Annotated in this window: 14 protein-coding genes and 1 pseudogene; 11 read left to right on the forward strand and 4 right to left on the reverse strand. The window is 72.1% G+C overall.

From position 1 onward, the window contains the following. Positions 1 to 63 precede the first annotated feature (63 nt). From OG568_RS07210 to OG568_RS07225, 4 genes are all read left to right on the forward strand, one after another. Complete coding sequence (locus OG568_RS07210; protein ID WP_266426052.1) at positions 64 to 507, forward strand: DUF6643 family protein; 444 nt, start codon at positions 64 to 66, stop codon at positions 505 to 507. 68 nt (positions 508 to 575) lie between these two features. Beyond that, complete coding sequence (locus OG568_RS07215; RefSeq protein WP_329530781.1) at positions 576 to 1,400, forward strand: MOSC domain-containing protein; 825 nt, start codon at positions 576 to 578, stop codon at positions 1,398 to 1,400. 161 nt (positions 1,401 to 1,561) lie between these two features. Further along, entirely contained in the window at positions 1,562 to 2,167 is a 606-nt protein-coding gene (locus tag OG568_RS07220) for an Rv1733c family protein (RefSeq protein ID WP_329530782.1), read from the forward strand. 158 nt (positions 2,168 to 2,325) lie between these two features. Further along, the gene (locus OG568_RS07225; RefSeq protein ID WP_329530783.1) at positions 2,326 to 4,761 is read left to right on the forward strand and encodes a right-handed parallel beta-helix repeat-containing protein; all 2,436 of its coding nucleotides are present in this window, start codon (positions 2,326 to 2,328) and stop codon (positions 4,759 to 4,761) included. A 59-nt stretch (positions 4,762 to 4,820) separates the two neighbouring features. On the opposite strand, the gene OG568_RS07230 is transcribed toward OG568_RS07225, so the two are convergent. Continuing rightward, a complete protein-coding gene (locus OG568_RS07230; RefSeq protein WP_329530784.1) occupies positions 4,821 to 7,163 on the reverse strand; it encodes a hypothetical protein in 2,343 nt (780 codons plus the stop codon). A gap of 281 nt (positions 7,164 to 7,444) precedes the next feature. Here OG568_RS07230 and OG568_RS07235 point away from each other — a divergent pair, with 281 nt between their 5' ends. Together OG568_RS07235 and OG568_RS07240 are read left to right on the forward strand one after the other, a co-directional pair. Beyond that, a complete protein-coding gene (locus OG568_RS07235; RefSeq protein WP_329530785.1) occupies positions 7,445 to 8,275 on the forward strand; it encodes a DeoR/GlpR family DNA-binding transcription regulator in 831 nt (276 codons plus the stop codon). A 59-nt stretch (positions 8,276 to 8,334) separates the two neighbouring features. After that, positions 8,335 to 8,814: an SRPBCC family protein gene (locus OG568_RS07240; protein WP_329530786.1), complete on the forward strand. Its 480-nt coding sequence runs from the start codon at positions 8,335 to 8,337 to the stop codon at positions 8,812 to 8,814. 54 nt (positions 8,815 to 8,868) lie between these two features. On the opposite strand, the gene OG568_RS07245 is transcribed toward OG568_RS07240, so the two are convergent. Beyond that, positions 8,869 to 9,993: a PLP-dependent cysteine synthase family protein gene (locus tag OG568_RS07245; protein WP_329530787.1), complete on the reverse strand. Its 1,125-nt coding sequence runs from the start codon at positions 9,991 to 9,993 to the stop codon at positions 8,869 to 8,871. A 377-nt stretch (positions 9,994 to 10,370) separates the two neighbouring features. Between OG568_RS07245 and OG568_RS07250 the strand changes: the two genes are divergently transcribed. Both OG568_RS07250 and OG568_RS07255 read left to right on the forward strand, forming a co-directional pair. Further along, a complete protein-coding gene (locus OG568_RS07250; RefSeq protein WP_054228734.1) occupies positions 10,371 to 10,694 on the forward strand; it encodes a hypothetical protein in 324 nt (107 codons plus the stop codon). A gap of 1,363 nt (positions 10,695 to 12,057) precedes the next feature. Further along, a complete protein-coding gene (locus OG568_RS07255; RefSeq protein WP_266426069.1) occupies positions 12,058 to 12,591 on the forward strand; it encodes an ATP-binding protein in 534 nt (177 codons plus the stop codon). A 202-nt stretch (positions 12,592 to 12,793) separates the two neighbouring features. Here the strand turns inward: OG568_RS07255 and OG568_RS07260 are convergent. Both OG568_RS07260 and OG568_RS07265 read right to left on the reverse strand, forming a co-directional pair. Further along, positions 12,794 to 12,994: pseudogene (locus tag OG568_RS07260) on the reverse strand (ATP-binding cassette domain-containing protein); the annotation flags it as partial. 13 nt (positions 12,995 to 13,007) lie between these two features. Next, a complete protein-coding gene (locus OG568_RS07265; protein ID WP_329530788.1) occupies positions 13,008 to 13,316 on the reverse strand; it encodes an SHOCT domain-containing protein in 309 nt (102 codons plus the stop codon). Positions 13,317 to 13,507: 191 nt separating this feature from the next. Here OG568_RS07265 and OG568_RS07270 point away from each other — a divergent pair, with 191 nt between their 5' ends. From OG568_RS07270 to OG568_RS07280, 3 genes are read left to right on the forward strand one after another with little or no spacing between them, the layout of a single operon-like run. Then, positions 13,508 to 14,080, forward strand: a complete 573-nt coding sequence (locus OG568_RS07270; RefSeq protein ID WP_329530789.1) for a TetR/AcrR family transcriptional regulator — start codon at positions 13,508 to 13,510, stop codon at positions 14,078 to 14,080. A 46-nt stretch (positions 14,081 to 14,126) separates the two neighbouring features. Then, complete coding sequence (locus OG568_RS07275) at positions 14,127 to 14,711, forward strand: DUF4865 family protein (protein ID WP_266632554.1); 585 nt, start codon at positions 14,127 to 14,129, stop codon at positions 14,709 to 14,711. Continuing rightward, the gene (locus OG568_RS07280; RefSeq protein WP_443077569.1) at positions 14,705 to 15,691 is read left to right on the forward strand and encodes a phosphotriesterase family protein; all 987 of its coding nucleotides are present in this window, start codon (positions 14,705 to 14,707) and stop codon (positions 15,689 to 15,691) included. Before OG568_RS07275 ends, OG568_RS07280 begins: the two co-directional genes overlap by 7 nt. Positions 15,692 to 15,699: the final 8 nt, after the last annotated feature.

The following is a 15,699-nucleotide window of genomic DNA, read 5'->3' on the forward strand; positions in this document are numbered from 1 at the left end:
CACGAAAAACAACCCTCTTATCGGTCTCCCCAACCAGCACATCGTGGGCTTAACTTATGTGCCATGACCTCCCCCCGCTCCACCTATGGCGGCGGTTACTACTCCGCGCCGTCCTTCCCGGACACCCCGATCTACGACTCCTTGGTCGCCGAGCGGGGCACTCCCCAGATCGCCCCGATCAGGGTTCCCGCCGCCTACGACACGGGCAGCAGCTACCTTCCCGCGCTTCCGTCGGCACTTCCCGCCCTGCCGGCCGGACCCTCGCAGCAGGCCCCCATGTACGGCGGCTACCCGCAGGCCCAGCAGCCCGCGCCGCTGCAGCAGGCCCCGGCGCCGTACATCCCGCAGCAGGCCGGCGCTCCGCGTGGCTACCCGGGACCCCAGCAACAGCCGCAGCGCCCGATGGCGGCCGGCACCGGCTACGAGGCGATGCGCCCCGCGGCTCCCCGCCCCGCACCGGCTCCGTACCAGGAGCCGTACAACAACCAGCAGTACCGCGGGTACTGAGGGGCTGAGACAGGCAGGCACCGCCCCATTCGGACCGGAATGTCGGTGCCTGCTGGCACGATGGAGTCATGGGGAATGCGGAGCTGTACTCGATCCATGTCCATCCGGTCAAAGCCTTCCGGGCTCTCTCGCCCCGGGAGGCCGTCGTGGAGCCCTGGGGACTGGCCGGAGACCGACGCTGGGTACTGATCGACGACGGGGGAAAGGTCGTCACCCAGCGCCAGCAACCGCGGCTGGCACTGGCCGCCGCCGAGCTGCTGCCCGGCGGCGGCATACGTCTGTCCGCGCCCGGCCGTGAGCCGCTGACCGTCCGCGTGCCCCAGCCGGCCGGCACGACACCGCTGGACCTCTTCGGCGACAAGATGGAGGCGGTCCTAGCGGACACGGCCGCGCACGCCTGGTGCAGTGAGTACCTGGGGACCGAGGTGCGTCTCCTCCACATGGACGATCCCGCCACGCGCAGGCCCGTGGACCCGGAGTACGCACGTCCGGGCGAGACCGTCAGCTTCGCCGACGGCTATCCCCTGCTGGTCACCACACTCGCCTCGCTGGACGCGCTCAACACCTGGATCGCGCGGGGCGACCGCGCCGATGAGGGCCCCCTCCCGATGAACCGCTTCCGGCCGAACGTGGTGGTGGCGGGCACGGCGGCATGGGCCGAGGACGACTGGCGGCGGATCGCCATCGGCGAGGTCACCTTCCGAGTACCCAAGATGTGCGGCCGCTGCGTCGTGACCACCACCGACCAGGACACCGCCCAGCGCGGCAAGGAGCCGCTGCGCACGCTCGGACGCCACCGCCGCTTCGGCTCCCAGCTCGTCTTCGGACAGAACCTGGTTCCGGAGTCCCGCGGCACGGTGCGGATCGGCGATCCGGTCACAGTCCTCGAATGACGTGCCCGCGGGGAACCCGGGCCCTGGGCACGGTCGTTGAGACCGCGTGAGAAGTTCATGAGAGGCCATGGGAAAGGGTGATTTCGCTCTCTCTTTTCCGGGGCTCGCATATGAACGGCTCCGCCGGGGGTTATCACGGAGGCGAAAGGGGGTGCGGGACGGTGCGAGCTATCGGCGGACTCTGGCGCTGGCGACACAATCCGCTGCGCCGCACGACCGATCTGGTCGAGGCGTGGCTGGCCCTGCTGGCCGTCCTGCTGATCCTCACCCTCGCGCCCCTGATCGGCGTCCTCACCGGAGCGACGGCGCAGGACGCCCTCCAACAGGCCGTTCGGGAGCAGCGCCTGGCCCGCCACGAAGTGACGGCCACCGTCGTCGGCAAGGCGGACCGGGCCGCGCTGGACCCCGACCCCGAGGCCTCGTCGGCGCACGATGTGCACAGCCGCGTGCTCGCCGACTGGACCGCCCCGGACGGCACGGCCCATCACGCCAAGGTGATAGCCGCTCTCGAATCACCGCACAAGGGCGACCACTTCTCCCTCTGGACCGACGAGCACGGAGACATAGTCGGCCGCCCGCTGGATTCGGCCACCGCGACGACGCATGCCGTGCTGGCGGGCCTCGGCGCGGCCCTGCTGACCGCCGGGCTCCTCGACAGCGGCAGACGTCTGATCGTGTGGCGCATGGTCCTGCGCCGGTACGCCCGTTGGGATCGGGCATGGGACAGGGCGGGCCCGGACTGGGGCAGGACGGGCACCGGCAGCTGACCGCCTTCCGGCTCCGGTCAACCCACCGTCCCCGCGCACGCTACGGTGGACCGACCGAACCGTTCGGCACCGTCGTGAGAAGCTGTTCTTGATCGCGACGGGGTTTCAGCACGGCCTCGCAGGACCCGCGTACGACGAGGTGGGGGCACAACAGCGCCATGGCACAGGGCACGGTCCAGGTGACGCACACCGGCACCTCGCGGTGGCGGCGCCGCACAGGAGAGTACGCATCGCTGGCCGCCGCCCTGGAGGCCGCGGCCGACGGGGACGTGCTCACCGTCGCCCCCGGCACCTACCGGGAGAATCTCGTGGTCCAGCGCGCGGTGACGCTGCGCGGGCCGGAAGGCTCCCCCGGCTCCGTGCGCATCGCGCCGGTGGACGGGGTGCCGCTGACGGTGCGTGCCTCGGCCGTGGTCCAGGATCTGCACGTGGAGGGCCAGGACTCGGCCGCCCCCGCGCTGCTCGTCGAAGAGGGCACCCCGGAGCTCCTCGACGTGCGGATCGTCACGCGCTCCGCGGCCGGCATCGAGGTGCGCGGCGGCGCCCGTCCGACCGTGCGGCGCTGCACGGTCGACAATCCGGCCGGTGTCGGCATCGCCGTACTGGACGGCGGCGGTGGGGTGTTCGAGGAGTGCGAGGTCGTCGCCTCCGGGCAGTCCGGCATCGCGGTGCGCGGGGGCGCCCACCCCCGTCTGGAGCGCTGCCGGGTGCACCACGCCTCCGGTGCGGGCCTGTCGGTGACCGGCGAGAACTCCTCGCTCGAGGCGGTCGGTTGCGAGGTGTACGAGGTCAAGGGCTCCGGCGTGCAGATCACCGCACGCGCCGCGGCCCATCTCACCGACTGCGATGTGCACCGCACGACGTCGGACGGTGTCACGCTGGACACGGACGCCGTGCTCACGCTCGCCGACTGCCGCATCCACGACATCCCTGAGAACGCGGTGGACCTGCGTTCCCGCTCGGTCCTCACCCTGACCCGCACCACCGTGCGGCAGTTCGGGCGCAACGGCCTGTCGGTCTGGGACCCGGGCACACGCGTGGACGCCAACCAGTGCGAGATCTTCGACAGCACGGGCGACTACCCCGCGGTGTGGGTCAGCGACGGCGCGACCGCGGTGCTCGAGTCCTGCCGGGTGCACGACGTGCCCGACGCCCTGTTCGTCCTCGACCGCGGTTCACGCGTGGACGTCGTCGACAGTGACCTCTCCCAAGTGCGCAACACCGCCGTCTCGGTGAGCGACGGCGCCACCGCGCAGCTCGACGACTGCCGGATCCGCGAGGCCGCGACCGGCGCCTGGTTCCGTGACCACGGAAGCGGCGGCACCCTGTCCGGCTGCACCGTGGACGGCACCCAGACCGGCGTGATCGTCACCAAGGGCGCCGACCCCACCTTCGAGCGCTGCACGGTCGACTCGCCCACGGAGGCCGGTTTCTACGTGTCCGCGGGCGGCCGCGGAAGTTTCCACAACTGCCGCGTGACGGGCAGCGGGGGCTACGGCTTCCACGTCATCGACGGCTGCCGGGCGACGCTGAAGAAGTGCCGTACGGAGCGCTGCGCGCGCGGGGGTTACGAGTTCGCGGACGGCGGCAACGCACCGGGCGGCGGCCCGGTCGTCGAGGACTGCACGAGCGACGAGAGCGCCGGAGTGCGTCCCCCGGCGCACGAGACGGCCGTCCAGACGTCCAACCCGTCCTCGGGCCTGCTCGGCGCGATCCCGGGCCAGCGCAGCACCGAGCAGGAACCGCTCGTCACCACCACCGAGCCCGAGCCCGCGCAGCCGGCCCGCACGTCGAAGGTCGTCCTCGGCGAACTCGACGGACTGGTGGGCCTGGACAGCGTCAAGCGCGAGGTGCGCGCCCTCACCGACATGATCGAGGTGGGCCGCCGCAGACAGCAGGCGGGCCTCAAGGCGGCCTCCGCCCGCCGCCATCTGGTCTTCACCGGCTCCCCCGGCACCGGCAAGACGACGGTCGCCCGGCTGTACGGCGAGATCCTGGCCTCGCTCGGTGTCCTGGAGAAGGGGCATCTCGTGGAGGTGTCCCGCGTCGACCTGGTCGGCGAGCACATCGGATCCACGGCGATCCGCACCCAGGAGGCGTTCGACCGGGCCCGCGGCGGTGTCCTGTTCATCGACGAGGCGTACGCGCTGTCGCCGGAGGACTCGGGCCGTGACTTCGGCCGCGAGGCCATCGACACACTCGTGAAGCTGATGGAGGACCACCGGGACGCGGTCGTCGTGATCGTCGCGGGCTACACGGCCGAGATGGAGCGGTTCCTCACCGTCAACCCCGGTGTGGCGTCCCGCTTCTCACGGACCATCACCTTCAGCGACTACATCCCCGAGGAGTTGCTGCGGATCGTGGAGCAGCAGGCCGAGGAGCACGAGTACAGCCTGGCGCCCGGCGCGCCCGAGGCGCTGCTGAAGTACTTCACGGCGATCCCGAAGGGCCCGGCGTTCGGCAACGGCCGCACCGCGCGGCAGACCTTCGAGGCGATGGTCGAGCGGCACGCGGGGCGGGTCGCCCAGCTCGACGAGCCGAGCACGGACGACCTCACGCTGCTCTACCCGGAGGACCTGCCGGAGCTGCCCTGACCATTGCTCTGTGGGACGGGTGGTCGCCCTCTGATCGTGCGCCTTCGGATCGTGCGCCCTCAGGTCGTGGCGTCGCCTTCGGGACGGGGGCTCGGTACCGCCTCCCGCCGTAGCCGCGCCAGCAGTCGTTCGCGTTCCTCGGCGAAGGCCGGGTCCGCCTGGTAGTCCCCGTGTCCGAGGATCGGCGCGGGCAGCGGATGCTCCTGGGTGCGCCCGTAGGCGAGCGGGTCGGGCAGGGCCGCTCGGTCGACCTGGGGGCCGCAGTCACCGGGCAGCCGTACGGGGCCGCCGATGGGGTCGGTGAGACGGTACAGGTTGCGCCAGCAGTCCACCTCGCGGTGCAGGGAGGTGAGGGCGGCCGGGCCGAAATGGGCCGGGAACCAGCGCCCGTAGAGCCGTTCCAGAGGAGAGCCATAGGTGAGCAGCGCGACCCGCTTGCGTACGGAGGGCTTCAACTGCCAGGCCGCGGCGGCGGCCAGCACACTGCCCTGGGAGTGCCCGGAGAGCACCAGGCGCCCGCCGGTGGCGCGGGTCCAGGTGACCATGCGCCAGGTCAGGTCGGGCACGGCACGCTCGGCGTAGCAGGGCGGCGCGAAGGGGTGGGCGGCCCGCGGCCAGAAGGTGCCGACGTCCCAGAGGATGCCGATGGTGCGGCGGGCCGCCGGGTCCTTGTAGGCGCGCCGACCCGAGGTGACGAGAAGGATGAAGCCGAGGCCGATCAGCCAGGACCCGAGCGCCTGCGCGGCTTCGGCGGCGCCCCGGACGAAGGCGTACGACCCTCGCGTGGCCTCGGTCGGGGTGTCACCGGTCGTCAGGGCGCCCACCAGGGCTCCGGCGCCGAGGAACAGGGTGACGAACGAGATGACGCCGACCATGAGGGGTGCCCGGTCGGTGAGGGCGGCCATCGCGCGGGTGCTCGCGATACGGCGGGTGCGGGTGGTGTCCTTGGCCTCGTCCCGGTAGTCGAGTTCCACCGCGCGCATCTCGAGGCGGCGCAGCCGCCAGGTGCGCCGGGCCAGCCCGCCGCACAGGCCGAGGAGCACAAGGAGCGTCGGCGGGATCACGGACGCCTGCCAGGTCAGCAGAACGGGCGGGCCGGGCAGCGAACCCCGGGTGCCGTCCAGCCAGTCGGCGACGCGCTGGGCGACTCCGCCGGACATCACGCCGCCCAGAGCGCAGGCCAGCATCGCGACGGCGGGCCCGGCCAGACCGCGCAGGGCGGTGCGCGGATCGGGCCGTGTGCGGTACAGGACACGGGCCACCACGCCGAGCGCGATGACGAGCAGTCCCTGCGCGAGCGCGAGGCCGCCGAAGATCCCGTCGCCCGGCAACCGCCCCGCCGAGTGCCAGCCGGGCCGTGACCATCCGGCGTACAGCAGGGTCAGGGCGAACAGGCTGATCGAGCCCAGAGGCAGCAGGCGCACCAGGGTGGCGTCCAGTTCCCGGTCCAGCCGGTGTTCGCTGCGCCCGCGGCGGCAGACCACCCACAGCACCACGACCGCGCCCACGGCGAGGGACGCGTACAGCAGCAGGCCCAGGGTCTCCAGTACGACGGGGCCTTCGCTCCCCCGGTCGAAGCGGGCCGCGGGGCCGCCGACGGCGGCGGTGACGGTGAGGAATCCCGCCGCGGTGTGCGCGGCGCGCAGCCGGGCCACCAGGCGGCGCCCGTACCAGAACCCGGGTCTGCCGAGCCCGGTGCGGCCGGTCTCCTCAGCGGGCTCGGGCCTGCGCGACACGGGCTGCTGGGACTCGTACGCGCTCCAGGTGCGGTGCGAGAGGTACCAGAGCAGGCAGGTGAGCCCCGCGGGCACCAGGGCGGCCAGGGCGAGACGCCGGCCGGGCCGGCTCCACCAGCCGTTGTCGGACAGGTCCGGGGAGAGGAAGCCCAGCCAGGAGTGCGCCTCGGCGCACGCGCGTGTGCCCGCGCACTGCCAGGCGGTCAGATCGAGGGCGACCTCGCAGGCCGCGGCGACCAGCAGCACGGTGAGGGTGAGCCCGGCCAGCCGCACCAGCAGGCCGTACAGGCGCACCGTCCGGGTGCGGCCGCGGGTGGCGGGACGCATCCAGTGCGCGAGGTTGACGACCATGAAGGGCAGCAGCAACAGCCACAGGGCCCTGGTGCCGTTGCCGGAGGTGAGGTTGCACCACACATAGGCCTCGGGGACCGGTTTGCCCCGGTAGTCGTCGGGGCGCCGCTCCGCGTCGGCGTCGTCGACGCGCCGGTGTACGGCCGCCGTGTCGTCGCCGCTGATCCGGACCGTCCGCGGATCGTCCAGCATCTCCTCGGGTGTGGTGCCGCCGACTCCATGAACCAGGAGTTCGAGGGCGGTGTCGGCCGCTTCGGGCCGCTGTGCGGGGCCGCTGAGATCTCCCGCCGAGGCGTGTTGCCGTGCACGTTCCACTGTTCTGCACTTCCCCCGTGCCGCGCGTCTGGCATGTGTCATGTGCAGGTACAAGGATCTCCTCTCAGAGGTGCCCGCACACCGGTGGTCACGGAATCTCCCCGATACGTGTGACAGTGACGCGACGGAAGGAAAGCGGTGTCCTCGCGGTGAGTGGCACACGTGTCGGTGGCCCGTGCGAGGATGGGTCGTCCTCCAGGCCTAGGACAAGGAGAATGTCCACGTGGGAGTGGGTTCGGACGGAGTGTCGGGCAGCTTGTGGCGAAAGGACCGGAGCGGACGTGAGTGAGAATCAGAACCTTCTCGCGGAGCAGCGTCGCGCCCTGATTCTCGACGAGGTACGGCGTCGGGGCGGCGTCCGGGTGAACGAGCTGACCCGCAAGCTCGGCGTCTCGGACATGACGGTCCGTCGTGACCTCGACGCCCTCGCCCGCCAGGGCGTGGTGGAGAAGGTGCACGGCGGCGCGGTGCCGGTGGCCGAGGCGAGTACGCACGAGCCGGGTTTCGAGGCCAAGTCGGGTCTGGAACTGACCGCCAAGGAGGACATCGCGCGGGCCGCCGCCGAACTGGTCGCGCCGGGCACGGCGATCGCGCTCTCGGGCGGTACGACGACATACGCGCTGGCCCATCAGCTCCTTGACGTGCCGGACCTGACCGTGGTCACCAACTCGGTGCGGGTGGCCGACGTCTTCCACACGGCGCAGCGCCTCTCCGGACAGCGGCAGGGCGCGGCCACGGTCGTGCTGACGGGCGGGGTGCGCACCCCGTCGGACTCCCTGGTCGGCCCGGTGGCCGACCAGGCCATCGCGGCGCTCCACTTCGACGTGCTGTTCCTCGGGGTGCACGGGATATCGGTCGAGGCGGGCCTGTCGACGCCGAACCTGGCGGAGGCCGAGACCAACCGGCGGCTGGTGCAGTCCGCGCGGCGGGTCGTCGTCGTCGCCGACCACACCAAATGGGGCACGGTGGGTCTGAGTTCGTTCGCCGCGCTGGACCAGGTCGACACGCTGGTCACCGACGCCGGGCTGCCGGCCGAGGCGCGGGCGGAGGTCTCCGAACACCTGCGGCGCCTGATGGTGGCCGGAGAGCCCGAGGACGGTACAGACATCTGACGGTCCGCCAGCTATGGTGACGCTGCCCGCGGCTCCGATCCCAGGTGGGGGTTTCGTCCATGGCACGCCGTCTGCGCCCGGTGGGACCCGACTTCGCCGAGACCGCTCCCCTGCGTCTGGTGTTCGCCCGTGAGGTGGCCGCCCCTCCGGAGGCTGTCTTCCGGGCGCTGGCCGAGGACGTGCCCGGCTGGAGCGAGTGGTTCTCGGCGGTGACGCTCGCCCGGCCGACCGGGGACGGCGCCGGGCGGGAGGTCCGGCTCCGGGGCGGTACACGCTTCCAGGAGACGGTCCTCGTGGCCGAGGCCCCCGAGGTGTACGCGTACCGGGTGGACGTCACGAACACGCCCGGCCCCCGTGCGCTGGTCGAGGAGTGGCGGCTGACCCCGGCCGGGAAGGGCACCCGGGTCCAGTGGACCTTCGCCGCCGACGGCGCGGCCCCGTTCCGACTGGCTCTGAAACTGGGCCGGTCGGGTCTGGGCCGCGCCTTCCGTCAGGCGGTGACGGCGCTGGACCGACGGCTGGCGTCGACACACGCGTGATGGCGAGTCCGCGCGCTGACGCGCCTCGTGCCCGGTCGTCCGGCCATCCGGCCGTCACTCCGGCCAGACGCCCGTCTGCAGCAGGGACGCGATCGCCGCCGTGTAGGGCGCGATGTCCAGCCCCTGTTCGGCCAGCCACGTGTCCGAGTAGTACTTGTCCAGATAGCGGTCCCCGGGGTCGCAGAGCAGTGTCACCACGCTCCCCTTACGCCCCTCCGTCACCATCTCGGCGACGATCTTCAGCGCGCTCCACAGACCGGTGCCGGTAGAGCCGCCCGCCTTGCGGCCGATGGCCTGTTCCAGTGCCCGTACGGCCGCGACGCTCGCGGCGTCCGGCACCTTCATCATCCGGTCGATCGCGCCCGGCACGAAGCTCGGCTCCATGCGGGGCCTGCCGATGCCCTCGATACGCGAGCCGCAGTCGCAGGTGACATCCGGATCGCCGGTGGTCCAGCCCTCGAAGAAGCACGAGTTCTCCGGGTCGGCGACGCAGATGCGGGTGTCGGCCTGCATGTAGTGGACGTAGCGCGCGAGGGTCGCCGAGGTGCCGCCGGTGCCGGCCGTGGCGACGATCCACGCGGGCTCCGGGAAACGCTCCAACTCCAGCTGGCGGAAGATGGATTCGGCGATGTTGTTGTTGCCGCGCCAGTCCGTGGCCCGTTCCGCGTAGGTGAACTGGTCCATGTAGTGGCCGCCGGTCTCGACCGCGAGAGCGGCGGACTCCTCGTACATCCTGCGGGAGTCGTCCACGAAGTGGCACTGCCCGCCGTGGAACTCGATCAGCCGGCACTTCTCGGCGCTCGTGGTGCGCGGCATGACCGCGATGAAGGGCACGCCGATCAGCTTCGCGAAGTACGCCTCGGAGACCGCCGTCGAGCCGCTGGACGCCTCGATCACCGGGCGACCCGGCCGGATCCAGCCATTGCAGAGCCCGTACAGGAAGAGCGACCGGGCGAGGCGGTGCTTGAGACTGCCGGTGGGATGGGTCGACTCGTCCTTCAGGTAGAGATCGATACCCCATGCCTCGGGCAGCGGGAAGCACAGCAGATGGGTGTCCGCCGAGCGGCGGGCGTCGGCCTGGACCTTGCGGACGGCCTCTTTGAGCCAGCTCCGGTAGCGCGCGTCACTGTGGTCGACGTCGAGGGTTTCGCCGGTCCGGATCTGCTGAGGGGTGCTCACGGCGGGGCTCCTTACGCATCGCGCCGACGCCGGTTCAGATGGTCGGACGCCTCGATCATAAACACCTTGCGCACGCTTCTCACCTGCATAAACACACCTTTGAGCACCTCAAAGGCACCCCTGGACCATGGGTGTCCGAAGCGACGGGGGCGCACCCGGGCGAGTGCTCCCGTCCCCGCCGTCACCTCGCCATGTGCACTGGTGCTCGCCGCTGCCTGCGGGCAGACTGCACCGCATGGGACGCCGCCCGCGTCCGGCCGCGCAGCACGGGGTGGCACTCCCGGAGCGGTCGCGCACACCGGATCACGACCCGCGCGGGATCCGGGGCCGGGAGGCGGGACGGAGCACAGCCGACGCGCACAAGGGGGCGGAGCATCATGGCGGAGCCGGAGTTCACGGCCACGGGCGTGCGGATCGGGAAGAGGCTGCGGTCGCTCACCCGGGCCGGGCAGGTCCGGATCAGTGACGGCAGGCTGGAGTTGCTGACGAGTTACGGCAGCGAGATCGACAGTGCGCCGGTGCAGGCGGTGCGGGCGTCGAAGCCGTGGTTCGCGCCCGAGGACCGGGCGTTGGCGGACGTCAACGGCACCCGCTATTCGCTCACGCTCGGCGAGCACGATCCGGCGCCCGGCAAGCCGGGGCCACCCTCGGCACGCCGGTTCATAGAGGCGGTTCGCAGGGCGGCGGGGCGCAACGGCTGAGTCGGCCGCGCGGCAACCGACACGGGAGCCTTCGGTTCGCCACCGGCAAGGGCCGACACAGGCACCCACGACACGCGACCGACGACGCCCCGCGCGGGAGTCGTCCGCGCGCGACCAGCGACGCCTCGCGCGTGAGCCGTCGGCCCCCGGCCGACGACCGCCGACGGGTCGGCCCCGGGCGCGCGACCAGCGGTGCTCGCACGTGGCGGCGGCCGGTACAGGGGGTCCGGGCCCGCACCCCCAGGTGGCCGGCGCGGGGGACCTCGGCCGGCAACCGGCGACGGCGGACGGACAGGCCTCGGGCTGCGCGCCAGCGACGGTCGACACGGGCACGTTCACCACGGTCAGCAACAGCCGACAGACAAGCCCCGGGCCCGCAGTCGGCGCCGGCCGGACCGGGAGCACCGCGCTCGCGGCCGGCGCGTCCCGATGCCGGGGCCCCTGGTCGACGAGGGCCGAAGCCGGGCCTCGAACCCGCGGCCGGCGAAGCGGGGTGGGGGACCAGGTGCGACAGCCACCGCCACGCCGCCGGCGGCGACCCACAAATCCGGGGCGCGTCCGGCGGGGGCCGGTGCCGGGACCCTCTGGCGGCTACGGCCGAGGGGAGCCCGGTCCTGGATCGGCACCGTCGGCGCAGGGGTCCCCGCGCGCGGTCGGCACCGGTGGGCACACGAGCAATCCGCCCGCACCCCGCGACGGTGCACGATGAACCGTTCCTATGGACTGAGCAGGAGTGAGCCTGCTCAGTCGCACGCCCCGAACGGTCTTGGGCGCTCCCCCACTGCCTTAAGGGCGTGGGAGGTACCCCCAGGTCCCCGGCGTACTCATCCCCAGGGCAGCGACACGCATCCTGTGCGTGGTCCGATCCCGGGAGGCCAGTTCCCTGCGCGACCTGGCCACATGGATACGGCCAGAGGCAACGGGGAGGCCCTGAACCATCACTCCGGTGGAGCAGGGGCCCCGCACGCTGGCACCGCACCCGGCGTCCCAGATCGCACGATCACGCTAACCCGGATGGCCCAGGGCGCCGCAAGCCCGGAAGCCGACCATCACACGATCGAGCTAAAACGACCTCACGCATGCTCCCCGACGAGCAGTTGCGAACCCCGCCCGGCGAACGCCGCCGCTCAGGCAAGGCCTCCGCCCCGCACTCCACGATGGCCGGGGCCGGAGCGGACCGCACCGCGAGTTGCGGGACCACACCCCCTGAGTCACGCTGTTCTCACATCATCACTCTGGGTTTACCGGCGATAACGCTACGAACCATCCCGCCGGTCACCGCAGCAGGCGGCCGTTCCACTCAGCCACTCTGCTGGATCCGATCTCCGTCTTCTTCCGGACCTCAATTCGGGGAGTCGCAGCCGTGATCAGCCAGCCAAGCAGGCATTGCACGGTGGAGCTCCAAGCCCTGCCGTCGCGGATCGGCCAGGTCCGCAGAATCCTTTCTGCGCAATTGCGCTACTGGCACCAGGACCCCTTGATAGACCAGGCCGCGCTCGGAGTGACCGAGCTGCTGACCAACGTCCACCAGCACGCCCAGCCGGACAAGCTGTGCACCGTGGAGATCGAGCTGCTGCTCGACCGGCTCACGGTCTCGGTGCACGACCACGACCCCCGTCTGCCCGAGGTGCAGGACGTGGACCCCACGGCCACCTGCGGACGCGGTCTCGCGATGATCGCCGCGGTGAGCGAGAGCTGGGGCGTGCGTCCGGACGGCGAGTCGGGCAAGGTCGTGTGGTTCACCCTGCCGGCGACCTCGCCCGCGGTGGCGCAGCCCGTGCTTCCGCCTTACGAACCGCCTCGCGAGACCACGCGCCGGCACACCGTCGCCCCGCTCGACCCCCTCGACGAACGCCGGCCCGAACACGCTCCCGCCCGGTCCGCCGTTGCCGGCTGACCGGGCGGTGACCCCCCTCCCGTACGTCATTCGGTGGCGATGGCGCGCAGCACGTCCAGGGGTGCCGCCCGCCGGGCCGGGCGCAGTCCCGCGCGGTCTCCCGCCGCGAGGCCCACGAGCGCCACCACCATGAGCCGCCCGGGCGGGACCGCGAAGGCGAAGGCGCTGTCCGACGCGCCGTCGAAGGCCTCGCCCGGGCTACGGCGGCGCGTTGCCGCTGTCCGCCGGAGAGTTCGGCGGGGCGGTGGTGGCGCCGGTCGCGCAGGCCGCCGACGTCGACGAGCGCGTCGATCCACTCGCGGGAGCCCTTCGCCTCGGCGAGGTCCAGGTGCGGCGTGCTGCTCTCCGCGACGGTCAGCGTGGGGACCAGGGTGAGCGCCTGGAACACGAAGTCGACGCTCACCCCGTCGCGGTCGTCATGCCGTTCCTCCCTTGCCCGGGCGGCCGAACTGCTCGTCCAGGACGGAGAGCCGGCGCCAGTACTCGTCCTCGTCGATCTCGCCGGTGGCGAAGCGGCGGCCGAGCAGCGCGATCGGCGAGTCGCTCGTCGCGCGGGAGTCGCGGGGCGGACCGAAGTCGCCCATGGCGCGCCACGGTCCGCGGCGCCCGCGCCCGACGGTGCGGCGCAGGACCGTCACGACGCCGATCACGACGGCCGCCCAGATCAGCGGGAGGAACAGGATCCACGGGCCGGGGCCGCCGTCCCAGTTCGCCAGCGTCTGCATCTCGGGTCATCTCCTAGGTGGGTGGGAGCTGTTGCGATGCATCGAGACTCGCTTCGCGAGGGGGTGTGAGTCGTCGTACGGCCAGCGGCCGTTCCCGTACCTCCGCGGGAGTACACGGGGCGTCGCCGCCTGCTTCCCCAGCCCGCCATAAAGGCGTCGACTCTGTACCTACTAGTATGTACAGTGAGTTCATGAGCACTCCGGAGCGGCTGATCGAGTCCACGCGCGAGCTCTTGTGGGAGCGCGGTTACGTGGGCACCAGCCCCAAGGCGATCCAGCAGCACGCGGGCGCCGGGCAGGGCAGCATGTACCACCACTTCAAGGGCAAGCCCGATCTCGCCCTGGCCGCGATCCGACGCACCGCCGAGGAGCTGCGGGCCACTGCCGAGGGCGTACTCGACGCGCCCGGCTCACCGTACGAGCGCGTCGAGGCGTATCTGCGACGGGAGCGTGACGTCCTGCGTGGCTGTCCGGTCGGTCGGCTGACGATGGACCCGGACGTGATCGCCAGTGCGGAGCTGCGTGCCCCGGTCGACGAGACGATCGACTGGCTGCGCGAGCGACTGGCCGGGATCGTCGAAGAGGGCAAGGAGCAGGGGCAGTTCGCGCCGTCGCTCGACGCCGAGGAGATCGCCGCGACGATCCTCGCGACCGTGCAGGGGGGCTATGTGCTCGCACGCGCCTCCGGCTCCCCGGCCGCCTTCGACACGGCCGTCCGCGGGCTGCTCGCCCTGCTCTCCCCCACCCGTCGGGGCCTCGACTGAAGGCTTGGAGGTCTGAAGGTCTGAAGGCCCCTCAAGGAGGTCTGCGATGCACGCGATGCAGTACGAACTGACGTTCCCCGCCGACTACGACATGGGGATCATTCGCGCCCGGGTCTCCCGTATCGGGCACCTCCTCGACGACTGGGAGGGGCTCGGCTTCAAGACGTTCCTGATGCGTGAGCGTGGGGTGCACGGCTCGCCGGTCAACCAGTACGCGCCCTTCTACCTCTGGAACACCGTCGAAGGCATGAACTCCTTCCTCTGGGGCGGTGCCTTCCAGGGACTCGTCAATGACTTCGGGCGGCCGGTGGTGCAGAACTGGACGGGCCTCGCGTACGAGGAGGGCTCCGCCGCCGGTGCTCCGGCCCACGTCGCGGTGCGGCGACGGCAGTCCGTGCCGGAGGGCGCCGACCTGGCCGAGGTGACGGCGCGGGCCGTGGCGGAGGCGGAGCGGCTGGCCTCGCTCGACGGAGCGGTCTGCGCGGCCGCCGCCGTCGACCCGCGCCACTGGGAGCTGGTGCACTTCTCCCTCTGGGACCACGACACGCCCAAGGCTCCCGGTGAGGTCTTCCAGGTGCTGCATGTGTCGGCGCCCGGGCGTGACCGGCTCCCCCGGGGCCGGCAGTGGTGAGCCCTGACCCCACGAGCCTCGGGGGCGCGGTCCCCGCGAGGGTCCGTACGGTCCTCGGGGACGTGCCGCCCGAGCACCTCGGGGTGTGCGACGCCCATGACCACCTCTTCTTCGGCAGCCCCGCGCTCCCCGGCCAGGAACTGCGTGACGCGTCCGCCGCGCGGGCCGAACTGGCCGCGTTCCGCGAGCAGGGCGGCGGGAGTGTGGTGCAGTGGACGCCGTACGGACTGGGCCGGCGCGCCGCGGACCTGCCGCTGCTCTCCCGTGACACCGGCGTGCATGTGGTCGCCGCGACGGGTCTGCACCAAGCGGTCCACCACACACCGGAGTCGCTCACCGAACTGCGCGGCAGGCTGGCGGACGTCTTCGTCTCCGAACTCACGTCGGGCATCGGCACGTCCGGGGTCCGGGCCGGACTCGTCAAGGTCGCGGGCGGCTTCCACGCGCTCGACGCGCACGCCCGCTGGACGATGACCGCGGCGGCCGAGGCCCACCACGCCACGGGCGCGCCGATCGCCGTACACCTGGAACTGGGGACGGCCGCGCTCGACGTACTCGACCTGCTGTGCGGCGCGTTGGAGGTGCCGCCGCACCGCGTGATCCTGGGCCACCTCAACCGCTCCCCGGACCTCGTGGTGCAGCGCCAGGCCGCCGAGGCGGGCGCCTACCTCGCCTTCGACGGCCCCTCCCGCGCGAACCACGCCACCGACTGGCGCATGCCCGACGCCGTACGCGCCCTGGCCGACGCGGGTTTCGGCCACCGTCTGCTCCTCGGCGCCGACACGACGACCGCTGCGGCGCGCTCGGTCGACGGCGGCCCCGGGATGCCGTATCTGCTGCGCCGGGTGCGCCCACGACTCGCACTGGCTCTGGGTACGGAACTCGTGGAGCGCGTCTTCACGGAGAACCCCGGCCGGGCGTTCGCCGTGGAGTGGCGCGGTACACCACTTCGTCCACCCCTGCTGCCGGACAGGCCCTAGGCCATGTG

Source organism: Streptomyces sp. NBC_01450, from assembly GCF_036227505.1.
Classification (GTDB): Bacteria; Actinomycetota; Actinomycetes; order Streptomycetales; family Streptomycetaceae; genus Streptomyces.